The sequence below is a fragment of the Actinomyces sp. ICM58 genome (assembly GCF_000283035.1).
Lineage (GTDB): Bacteria > Actinomycetota > Actinomycetes > Actinomycetales > Actinomycetaceae > Pauljensenia.
Genome location: NZ_ALIY01000162.1, coordinates 1 through 9,018, shown reverse-complemented (window position 1 = coordinate 9,018; position 9,018 = coordinate 1). Strand labels below are relative to the sequence as shown.

The 9,018-nt window shown below is 68.7% G+C and carries 4 protein-coding genes; all 4 read left to right on the top strand.

Features of this window, described 5'->3' with window-relative positions; all coding sequences use genetic code 11:
* The coding region (locus HMPREF1138_RS07535) for a DALR anticodon-binding domain-containing protein (RefSeq protein WP_009058278.1) at positions 1-201 on the top strand (201 nt) is incomplete at its 5' end.
* Between the two features lie 4 nt (positions 202-205).
* A complete protein-coding gene (lysA, locus tag HMPREF1138_RS07530; RefSeq protein ID WP_009058283.1) occupies positions 206-1,597 on the top strand; it encodes a diaminopimelate decarboxylase in 1,392 nt (463 codons plus the stop codon).
* Between the two features lie 334 nt (positions 1,598-1,931).
* Positions 1,932-4,310 (top strand): S8 family serine peptidase, encoded by a 2,379-nt coding sequence (locus HMPREF1138_RS07525; protein ID WP_081496000.1) that lies wholly within the window; start codon positions 1,932-1,934, stop codon positions 4,308-4,310.
* A 222-nt stretch (positions 4,311-4,532) separates the two neighbouring features.
* Complete coding sequence (locus HMPREF1138_RS07520) at positions 4,533-8,906, top strand: S8 family serine peptidase (RefSeq protein WP_009058285.1); 4,374 nt, start codon at positions 4,533-4,535, stop codon at positions 8,904-8,906.
* The last annotated feature ends 112 nt before the right edge of the window (positions 8,907-9,018 follow it).

The following is a 9,018-nucleotide window of genomic DNA, read 5'->3' as shown; positions in this document are numbered from 1 at the left end:
GAGCCGCACCGCATCGCCCGCTACCTCGAGTCCCTGGCCGCCACCTACCACACCTGGTATGGCCAGTGCCGCGTGACGCCTCGCGGCGACGACCCGGTCGAGCCCGGCCACGTCGCCCGCCTCTGGCTCAACGACGCGGTCACCCAGGTGCTGCGCACAGGCCTCGGCCTCCTTGGCGTGAGCGCCCCCGAGAGGATGTGACCCGGTGAGCGAGGCGGAGTTCCTGACCTGCCCGACCCCCGACGAGCGCCCCGACCTGTGGCCGTGGAGCGCGGCGCGGGAGGGAGGCGTGCTGCGCGTGGGCGGCGTCGACCTGACCAGCGTCGCCGACGAGTTCGGCACGCCCACCTTCGTGCTCGACGTCGAGGCCATGCGCGGCCGCGCCCGCGTGTGGGCCAGCGCGATGGCCGAGGAGTTCTGGGACGGCTACGGCATGAGCGGCGGCGACGCCTTCTACGCCGGCAAGGCCTTCCTGAGCGCCGACGTCGCGCGCCTTGTCGCGGCTGAGGGTCTGGGTATCGACACCGCCTCGCTCGGCGAACTGAGCCTCGCCCTGCGCGCCGGCGTGGATCCTTCGCGGATCGGTCTGCACGGCAACAACAAGTCCGACGCGGAAATCCGCCTCGCCCTCGAGGCCGGCATTCACCGCATCTTCATCGACTCGATGGACGAGGTCCGCCAGATTGAGCGCGTCGCTGCTTCGCTCGGTGTCACCGCGCCCGTCATGGTGCGCCTGAAGTCTGGCATTCACGCGGGTGGCAACGAATACATCGCGACCGCCCACGAGGACCAGAAGTTCGGCCTGTCCCTGGCCACCGGCCAGGCCTACGAGGCCGTGGCCGCCATCAAGGACGCGCCGCACCTGGACTTCCGCGGGCTGCACAGCCACATCGGCTCTCAGATTTTTGGGACCGAGGCCTTGGCCGAGGCCGCCCGCATCGTCATCGACTTCGCGGCGGTTGTGCGCGACGAGCTGAGCCTGGACGTGCCCGCCATCGACCTGGGCGGTGGCGTCGGCATCGCCTACACCGGCCAGGATCCGGTCCCCACCTCCCCGGTCGAGGTCGCCCGAGCGCTGGCTGGCGTCGTGCGCGAGCGCTGCGCCCACCACGGCCTGCCTATCCCGCACGTGTCCGTCGAACCCGGCCGCTCGATCGCCGGCCCCTCGATGGTCATGCTCTACCGCGTCGGCGTCGTCAAGGACGTGTCCCTGGACGATGGGGGAGTGCGCCGCTACGTGGCCATCGACGGCGGCATGTCGGATAACATCCGTCCCGTCCTCTACGACGCTGTCTACACGGCGACGCTCGCGAACCGCGACCCGGCCCAGGCCTCGTCCGTGGCGCGCTGCCGCGTCGTCGGCAAGCACTGCGAGAGCGGCGACATCATCATCCGCGACATCGACCTGCCCGCCGACATTGCGGGCGGCGACCTGCTGGCCGTGCCCGCCGTCGGGGCGTATGGATACTCGATGGCGTCGAACTACAACATGTTGACGAAGCCCGGCGTGCTGGGCGTCGAGGGGGGAAACGCCCGCTGGTTCATCCGCCCGCAGACGATCAATCATCTGCTGGCCCTCGACGCGGGCCTGGAGTAAACGTCGGCTTGTAACAAACCGATCAGACGGGGAGTGCCTTCGGGCACTCCCCGTTTTGTGTGCACTCCCTGTCTTGTGCTCCCCCAAATTTCGCATGCAATTCCCTCGACGCTATTTCAAGCTTTGAAATCAGATCGTTGGTATTCTGCGCTTTTCCGGGGGTGTCGAAAACTGTGGCGAGGGGAATTGCATGCGAAATTGCAGGGGAGTCCGTAATCCTAGAGGTCAACTTAGGGCAGCCTAGGTTTTGTTGTTACTGACAAACTCTAGGATGATGGGCGCAGCTGTACATGCAGCCGAAATCCTGACAGTGACAATCGAAAGTCGAGGAATCATGCGCCGCACTGTCGCACGCATCGGCGTCGTCGCCGCGCTCACCCTGTCCGTGGGTCTCGTGACGGCACAGACCCCGCCAGCCCGCGCCGACGAACCCGCCGCGGGCCTCATTTCCGCCACCCGCGCCAACGACGACGAGATGAACTACGCCATCAACCTGGCGCCGGGAGTCAGTGCCGAGGACTTCCAGCGCGCCCTCGCGCTGGTCCCGTCGGTCAAGGGCGCCGCCCTGGCCTCCTATCCGCAGATCGGCACCTTCTTCGCACAGAGCGCCACGCCCTCGTTCGCGCCCGACCTGGCCGCCGCGCTCAAGGACGCGGGCATCCCCATTCACTCGATCGGCCCGACCCGCACCCAGGGCGTCCTCTACTACGAGCGCGTCACCCTACCCACCGGCGAGGACACCCCCGCGGGCGACAACGCCGCGGGCGACAACGCTGCTGCCCCCGGCGGCTTGGCCTTCGTGGGCGACGAGGCCGCGACCGAGGCCCAGGCCGGCGCCGAGGAGCGAATCTTCAACTGGGGTGCCGAGACCATGCATGCGCGCGAGGCCGGGGCCGTGTCCGTGGAACGCGCCCCCGTGACCGTCGCCGTCGTGGACTCGGGCGTCGAGGACACGCACCCCGACCTGGAAGGCCGCGTGGACACGCAGCGCTCCGTGAAGTGCTCGGTGAACGGCGTCGCCACGCAGGACTTCTACGGCTGGCGCGACGAGTTCTACCACGGCACGCACGTCGCGGGCATCATCGCCGCCAACCACAACGACATTGGCATCGACGGCATCGCACCCCAGGCGACCATCGTGGCGATTCAGGCCACGAACGATAACCGCCTCATCTACCCCGAGTACGTGACCTGCGCGTTCATGTGGGCGGCCGATCACGGGGTGGACATCGTCAACAACTCCTACTCGATGGACCCGTGGGTCTACTGGAGCCCGACGGACCCGGAGCAGGCGGCGGGCCTGGAGGCGGCGACGCGCTCGATTCACTACGCGCAGGGCAGGGGCCTGGCGGTCATCGCCGCCGCCGGTAACGAGGGGGTGAACATCGACAATCCCACGATCGATAACGGTTCTCCCACAGATGCCGCTACGCCGACCAAGGGGCGCGCCGTCGAGGGAGGTATCCGCGTGCCCTCCATGATCGACGGCGTCGCTCAGGTGAGCGCCCTCGCTCAGGCCTACAACGTGGCCCCCGGCTTGTCACTGGCGCGCGCCGATTTTTCCAACTACGGCACGACGATCGACTTCGCGGCCCCCGGTGACCAGATCTACTCGACAGCGCCGCTGCTGTTCTACCTGAGCGGCTACGCGGTGGCCGATGGCACGTCCATGGCGACGCCGCACGTGTCGGGCGTCGCGGCTCTCATCAAGTCGGTGCACCCCGAGTACACGGGCGCGCAGGTCATCGACCTCATGAAGAAGCAGGCGGCTCGCAACTACGGGGAGCTGAACGCTCCCTGGGATGGCAAGGAATACCGCGGCAACGGCTTGCTGGATGCTCTCGACGCCGTCCTCAAAGACCAGCCCAGGCCCGTGATCGGCCAGATCGAGTACTCGAGGGATGGGACGGCGTGGGCGCCGCTGGACGGCCAGGAGCTCTCCGGTTCCGTCTCGGTGCGCGCGACGGTCAGCGGGCCCATGACCTCGGCGCGAGTGCTGGTGGGCGGCGGCGAGGTCGCCGCTGCCACGGGCGCGGGAGAGCTGACGGGCAACGTCGTGACGCTGCGGGCGGACGGCGTGGATGTCTCGGCTCTGTCGGGGGAGCAGGTCGTTCGGGTCGAGGCCTCGGGCCGCAACCCGGATCCGCGCGCCGACGACGACGCGGCCTCCTCCGCGGCCTTCACGGTCACCTCGGGCGGCGAGGATACGCACGAGGCCGTGGCCGGTCAGTGGATCTCGGATTCGCTGGGCTGGTGGTGGCGCAATGCCGACGGCACTTACCCGGCGTCGACGTCGATGCGTATTGGAAGCGAGCTCTACCGTTTCGATGCGCGCGGCTACATGGTGACCGGCTGGGTGAGCGAGGGCGGCCGGTGGTACTACCACGGTGTCTCCGGCGCGCAGGCGTCGGGCTGGCTGAGCGTGGGCGGCACCTGGTATTACCTGGATCCGGACTCTGGCGCCATGGCCTCGGGCTGGGTCAACCTGGAGGGCACGTGGTACTACCTGGACGCGTCGGGTGCGATGCGCACCGGCTGGTTGAGTAATGGCTCCGTCTGGTACTACCTGCGTGCCTCCGGGGCGATGGCTACCGGCTGGGTGTTGGACGGGGGCTCCTGGTATTACATGGATGCGTCGGGGGCGATGGTTACCGGTGCGCGCGTGATCGACGGAGTGTCCTACGTCTTCGACCCGTCGGGTCGCATGCTCTAGGCGCGGCTCGCCGTCTGTCCGCCCGACCCGGGGTGGACAGGAGTCGTGGTTGATGGTGGAGGGGCTGCGCGTCGCGCGGCCCCTCCCATTGTCTGCGCGTGCGCGCAGGTGTTGACGGGTTTTAGCCGCTCTGAATTGTCGATGGTGACAAACTTGAGGAAGATAGTCCTACGCGTGTACGTTGCTGTGCTCGCGATCGTGACAACCGAAAGTTGAGGAACCATGCGCCGCAACGCTGCACGCATCGGGCTCGTCGGAGTCCTCGCCCTCTCGATGGGCGTGGCAACCGCGACCGCTCCACCCGCCAGAGCTGATGACCCCGCGTCGCTGATAGCCCCCGCCCGAAGTGGCGCGGGCTTGATGAACTACGCGATTAACCTGAGCCCGGGGGCCAGCCCCGCCGAGCTGGAGCGGGCCCTCGCCCTCGTCCCGAGCGCCCACGGCGTCGCCCTGGCCTCCTACCCGCAGATCGGTACCTTCTTCGCCCAGAGCGAGTCGGCCTCGTTCGCGCCCGACCTCGCCGAGGCCCTGGCCGGCGCCGGGATCAAGGTGCACTCGGTCGGACCGACCCGCGTCGCGCCCGTGCCCGAGGGCGAGCGAGCCGCGGCGAGTAGCCCCGGTGACAAGCCGGCACCGGTGCCGACCTCCCCGCAGTCGGGGCAGGGAGGCGCGCAGAGCGGGCCGCAGTCGGGGGCCCCTGCGGGCGGCACGAACAGCGTTCGCGACCATGACGCCACCGAGGCTGAGGGTGCGGAGGACATCTCGAACTGGGGTGCCGCCGCGATGAGCGCGCGCGAGGCGGGCGCCGTGCCCGTCGCGCACGCCCCCGTCACGGTTGGCGTCATCGACACGGGCATCGACGACATGCACCCCGACCTGGCCGGGCGCGTCGACCAGACGCGCTCCGTGTCCTGCGCGGTCAACGGCATCGCCTCCCAGGGTTACGGTTCGTGGCGCGACGACTACTTCCACGGCACGCACGTCGCGGGCATTATCGCCGCCAACCACAACAGCATTGGTATCGACGGCATCGCGCCCCAGGCGACCCTCGTGTCGATCAAGGCCGCCAACTCCGAGCAACTCATGTACCCGGAATACGTGACCTGTGGGTTCATGTGGGCGGCCAGCCACGGGGTCGACATTGTCAACAACTCCTACTCGATGGACCCGTGGATGTACTGGAGCCCGACCGACCCGGAGCAGGCGGCGGGCCTGGAGGCGGCGTCGCGTTCCATCGCCTACGCGCAGGGCAGCGGCCTGGCCGTCATCGCCTCGGCCGGTAACGAGGGCGCCGACAACGACAACCCGACGACCGATTCGGCCTCGCCGACGGACCTGGACACGCCCATCAAGGACCGGCCCGTCGCGGGCTCCATCCGCGTCCCCGGACAGGTCGCGGGGGTCAGCCAGGTGAGCGCCCTCAAGCGTGTCAACGAGGAGACGAAGCCCGAGTGGACGACGCTCGCGCGCGCGGACTTCTCCAACTACGGCACCACCATTGACTTCGCCGCCCCCGGCGAGGGCATCTACTCCACCGTGCCCACCAGCCAGTATGCGAGCGGCTACGCTAAGACGAGCGGAACCTCGATGGCCGCCCCGCACATCACGGGCATCGCCGCGCTCATCAAGGCCACGCACCCGGCGTTCACGGGCGCCCAGATCGTCGACCTCATGCGCAAGCAGGCCGCCATCGACTACACGCGCCTGGACGCTCCCACCGACGGCAAGGAGTACCGCGGCCACGGCTTCATCAACGCGCTGACCACGATGCGCCGCGACCAGCTGCGCCCGACCGTGACGACCCTCGAATACCGCGTCGGCAAGGGGGAGTGGAAGAACCTTGACGGCGCCGTCCTGCCCGCCGGCCTCGTCACCTTCTACGCGTCCGCGGCCTCGCCGATCAGCCACCTGCACATGGACGTCGCCGGCCTGACCGGCGTCGACCGCGACGGGTTGGGCAAGTACGGGGACGACGAGCTGGGCGTGTCCGCGGAGAACGTAGACCTGAGCTCCCTCCTCCCCGAGGGCGCCGACTCGGTCACCGCGCGCGTGCAGGTCAGCGCCACAGGCATTAACTTCGACCGCCAGGCCGACGACGACACGGGCCGCGAAGCCACGTTCACGGTGTCGCGCGACCCCGCCGTGGTCCCCCAGCCCGCGCCCGATCCCGCAGACAACACGGTGCCCGCCCCCGCAACACCGACCGCCGGAATCACCGCCCCCGCGCGAGCCGCCGAGCAGCTGCCCGCCAACTACGCGGTGAACCTGCCCAAGGGCGCTGATAAGGCCACCTTCGAGCGGGCCGCAGCCCAGGCCTCGTTCCTGGGAGGCCTGGTCCTGGCACGCTACCCGCAGTTCGGGACGTTCTTCGTGCAGTCCGCCTCGCCCTCGTTCTCACCCGACCTGGGCGCGGCGCTCATCAAGGAGGGCATCAGCTACGACTCGATCGGCCCGACCCGCCAGGCCCCCGTCGGCGGTAACGAGGCCGTGGTCCCCGTCGACTACACGACCCTCGCGCGCGCGAACGCGGCGCTCGCGGCCTCCCCGAAGGCTGACGGCGCCCAGGCCGGCGGTGTGCAGGATGGCGGCGCGCAGGGAGGCGACGAGGCCGGGGTGACGCCCGACCCGCAGACCTCCAACGGGTGGCACCTCCAGGCGCTGCGCGCGCTCGAAGCCCAGGGCGTGGACGTCATGCGTGCCCCCGTGACCGTGGGCGTCATGGACCAGTCCATTGACGACACTGTTCCGGACTTGGCGGGCCAGGTGGACCATTCGAAGTCGGTGGCTTGTAACGTGAACGGCATCCCGAACCAGGATCCGGCGGCGTGGCGCTGGGACGACGCGACCCACGGGACGCACGTGGCCGGGTCGATTGCCGCGAAGCATGACGGCGTGGGCGTTGATGGTGTGAATCCGACGCTGACAATCGCCGCGATCAACGTGGCGTCGCGCAACGGCGGCTACTTCTACCCCGAGTATATTGTGTGCGGCTTCGTGTGGGCCGCGGAGCACGGTATCTCGGTGACGAATGGCTCGTACTACGTGAATCCGTGGAAGTACTGGATGCCGGGCGACCCGGAGCAGGCGGCGGGCCTGGAGGCTGTCCAGCGTGCGGCCGACTATTCGACATCGAAGGACGTCATTAACGTGGTGGCCGCCGGCAACTGGACGACGGACCTGGACAACCCGCCCGCGACCGACGATTCGTCACCGGGCGACACGTGGGGCGCTTACGAGCGGGACGTGAAGGGCGGCGTGTACCTGCCGTCGATGATGCGCGGTACCCTAGCGGTGTCGGCGTTGCAGCTGCCCGACGGCGCGGACCCGGCCACCGGCGTGTTGGAGCCGACGTCCTGGTCGAACTGGGGTGCCTCGACGATTGATTTCGCGGCTCCCGGCGCGAAGATCTACGCGCCGCTGACGAGCTGGTACGGCAAGGCCTACGGGAACCTGTACGGGACGTCGCAGGCGGCGCCTCTGGCGGCGGCCGTGATTGCGACGCTGCGTCAGGTGCATCCGGAGATGAACGCTTCGGAGATTATTGCCTTGGCGAAGAAGCAGGCGTCCGCGCCCGAAAACTGGTCGCGCCTGGCCGCGCCCGTCGAGGGGCGCGAGTACCGGGGCGCCGGCTTGCCGAACGCGTTGGACGCGGTGCTGAAGGATCAGGCGACGCCGGTGATCGGCACGGTCGAGTACTCGACGGATGGGTCTACGTGGATGCCCTTGGCAGGTGAATCCGTCGCGGGTCGCGTCTCGGTGCGGGTCAGTGTTTCCGGTCCCGTGACGAGCGCGCGCCTGCTGCTGGGTGATCGTGAGATCGCGGCGGGGCACGGGAGTGGGGAGTTCTCCGGTCCCGGGCTGACGCTGCAGGCTGACGGCGTGGACGTGTCGCACCCGCAGGGTGTGGGGCGTTTCGCGGGCGCCACGACGGTCACGGTCGAGGCGTTCGGCCGCAACTTTGACCCGCGGGCCGACGACGACGCGACCGTGCAGGTGCCATTCACGGTGAGCCCCGATCACGTGGGGCCCGACGAGGCCGGGGCTGGGCGCTGGGTGTCCGGCGTGCTCGGCTGGTGGTGGCGCTACGACAACGGGACGTATCCGACGTCCACGCAGCTGCGCATTGATGGGGCGATCTACCGTTTTGATGCTCACGGGTACATGGTGACCGGATGGGTGTACGAGGGTGGCCGCTGGTTCTACTATGGGCCGTCTGGCGGTCAGGCCTCCGGGTGGGTTCACGTGGCCGGCTCGTGGTACTACCTGGATCCTTTGAGCGGTGCGATGGCGAGCGGCTGGACGAAGGTGCGCGACACCTGGTACTACCTGTCGTCGTCCGGAGCGATGCGTACCGGCTGGGTGCGTGATGGCGGCTCCTGGTTCTATCTGTCGTCTTCTGGGGCGATGGCCACCGGCTGGGTGAGGGACGGGTCCTCCTGGTACTACCTGTCGTCTTCTGGGGCGATGGCCACCGGATGGCTGCGTGATGGCGGCTCCTGGTTCTACCTGTCGTCTTCTGGGGCGATGGTGACGGGCAGCCGGTGGATCGACGGCACGCGCTACTCGTTCGACGCCGAGGGGAGGCTCCTCCCGTAGCTGATGGGGTGTTTCCTGTGGGCTGAATGACCTCCTCAGACTAGTGAGAGGTTTTCGAGCTACCATGGAAGTGCCTGGCCAAGTCCGACCTCCCAGCGGACTGTGGTCGAGC

What these genes read in the sequence shown, in the direction of transcription:
- HMPREF1138_RS07525 (WP_081496000.1), top strand. Translation starts at nt 1,932, where the DNA reads ATGCGCCGCACTGTCGCACGCATCGGCGTCGTCGCCGCGCTCACCCTG.
- HMPREF1138_RS07520 (WP_009058285.1), top strand. Translation starts at nt 4,533, where the DNA reads ATGCGCCGCAACGCTGCACGCATCGGGCTCGTCGGAGTCCTCGCCCTC.